2 tRNA genes and 1 rRNA gene are annotated in these 2500 nt (G+C 55.5%); all 3 read left to right on the forward strand.

What is annotated here, in order from left to right:
* The first annotated feature begins 390 nt into the window (after positions 1-390).
* The 3 genes from BKY59_RS06590 to BKY59_RS06600 all read left to right on the forward strand — a co-directional run bounded on the left by BKY59_RS06590 (position 391) and on the right by BKY59_RS06600 (position 2373).
* Positions 391-1879 (forward strand): 16S ribosomal RNA (locus tag BKY59_RS06590).
* A 196-nt stretch (positions 1880-2075) separates the two neighbouring features.
* Positions 2076-2152 (forward strand) — tRNA-Ile (locus BKY59_RS06595).
* Between the two features lie 145 nt (positions 2153-2297).
* Positions 2298-2373 (forward strand) — tRNA-Ala (locus BKY59_RS06600).
* The last annotated feature ends 127 nt before the right edge of the window (positions 2374-2500 follow it).

Genomic DNA, 2500 nt, shown 5'->3' on the forward strand with positions numbered 1-2500 from the left:
GGCCACTTCCTGGATCATTTGCCACAAAACTGCAATTTCTGGATTGACCCCTGTCGTTGGTCGGCCTAGAGGATCTCTTGTCAGCGGCGCTTCACCGGGAACGGATGAGGTGCTGAGGCAATCCTGGATCGCTTGATGTGATCACCCAGAACCGAGAGGTTAGGGGATGCGGGGTTGCCTGTTTTGGCTCTTTCTCATTGTTGGAATGATGAAGGGACATGTGGGCGGCGGCTCCGGTTTCTGATGGCCTTCAGGCGTCAGAGGATCGGTTAAAGCCAGGCCGTTTCATGTGTCTCAATATGCAAACACAGTTATGTATATTGTGCAGGAACGGCTCCTGGAGTGGCTGTCGCAGTGCTGGGTTATTCCACCTGGTACGTAGACGGACATAAACTTGAGAGTTTGATTCTGGCTCAGAACGAACGCTGGCGGCATGCCTAACACATGCAAGTCGAACGAAATCCTTCGGGATTTAGTGGCGCACGGGTGCGTAACGCGTGGGAATCTGCCCCTTGGTACGGGATAACAGCGGGAAACTGCTGCTAATACCGTATGATGACGAGAGTCCAAAGATTTATCGCCGAGGGATGAGCCCGCGTAGGATTAGCTAGTTGGTGGGGTAAAGGCCTACCAAGGCTACGATCCTTAGCTGGTCTGAGAGGATGATCAGCCACACTGGGACTGAGACACGGCCCAGACTCCTACGGGAGGCAGCAGTGGGGAATATTGGACAATGGGCGAAAGCCTGATCCAGCAATGCCGCGTGAGTGATGAAGGCCTTAGGGTTGTAAAGCTCTTTTACCCGGGAAGATAATGACTGTACCGGGAGAATAAGCCCCGGCTAACTCCGTGCCAGCAGCCGCGGTAATACGGAGGGGGCTAGCGTTGTTCGGAATTACTGGGCGTAAAGCGTACGTAGGCGGTTTTGTAAGTTAGAGGTGAAAGCCCGGAGCTCAACTTCGGAATTGCCTTTAAGACTGCATCACTTGAACGTCGGAGAGGTGAGTGGAATTCCGAGTGTAGAGGTGAAATTCGTAGATATTCGGAAGAACACCAGTGGCGAAGGCGGCTCACTGGACGACTGTTGACGCTGAGGTACGAAAGCGTGGGGAGCAAACAGGATTAGATACCCTGGTAGTCCACGCCGTAAACGATGATAACTAGCTGTCCGGGCACTTGGTGCTTGGGTGGCGCAGCTAACGCATTAAGTTATCCGCCTGGGGAGTACGGCCGCAAGGTTAAAACTCAAAGAAATTGACGGGGGCCTGCACAAGCGGTGGAGCATGTGGTTTAATTCGAAGCAACGCGCAGAACCTTACCAACGTTTGACATCCCTATCGCGGTTACCAGAGATGGTTTCCTTCAGTTCGGCTGGATAGGTGACAGGTGCTGCATGGCTGTCGTCAGCTCGTGTCGTGAGATGTTGGGTTAAGTCCCGCAACGAGCGCAACCCTCGCCTTTAGTTGCCATCATTTAGTTGGGCACTCTAAAGGAACCGCCGGTGATAAGCCGGAGGAAGGTGGGGATGACGTCAAGTCCTCATGGCCCTTACGCGTTGGGCTACACACGTGCTACAATGGCGGTGACAGTGGGCAGCAAACTCGCAAGGGTGCGCTAATCTCCAAAAGCCGTCTCAGTTCGGATTGTACTCTGCAACTCGAGTGCATGAAGGCGGAATCGCTAGTAATCGCGGATCAGCATGCCGCGGTGAATACGTTCCCAGGCCTTGTACACACCGCCCGTCACACCATGGGAGTTGGATTCACCCGAAGGCGCTGCGCTAACCGCAAGGAGGCAGGCGACCACGGTGGGTTTAGCGACTGGGGTGAAGTCGTAACAAGGTAGCCGTAGGGGAACCTGCGGCTGGATCACCTCCTTTCTAAGGATCGGTCCGAAAGCGCCCTGACCAACTTCGGTTGTGATTGGGGAAGAGCTTCGTACCTTTCGTATAGAACATATGCCGCCGTCCTCATGTCCCTTCATCCTGGAAAACTAGCGCAGCCGCGCTGGTTCGCTGCCGTGAGCCCTTACGGGTTCGGGCGGTAGAACCTATGCGGTTGTGTGGTGGCTTGTTTGGGCCGGTAGCTCAGGTGGTTAGAGCGCACGCCTGATAAGCGTGAGGTCGTAAGTTCAACTCTTACTCGGCCCACCAACGCGCAGGTGTGGAGACGATTTTAGCGAGAGCTAAATCGTATCACAGCCAGTGCGGCCGACGAGGCGCGCAGGCGAACTCGTTCGACGTAAAGCGCGGGCTTTGCCCGCGCCTTGCTTCGAGGCTGTGCTGCACACGCTATGATGGGGCCTTAGCTCAGCTGGGAGAGCGGTTGCTTTGCAAGCATCAGGTCATCGGTTCGATCCCGATAGGCTCCACCATCGTGTTGACGCGAAACTAGTTTCAAGCAGAAGAAGACAGGCCGGCACGGGCAAAGCCCGTGCTGACGTCGCAACGCTGGCGCGTACCGCGCCGCGGCGACCGAGCTTGTCGCCATGGGATTTAGTG

The organism is Sphingomonas montana (genome assembly GCF_001956315.1).
Lineage (GTDB): Bacteria > Pseudomonadota > Alphaproteobacteria > Sphingomonadales > Sphingomonadaceae > Sphingomonas_R > Sphingomonas_R montana.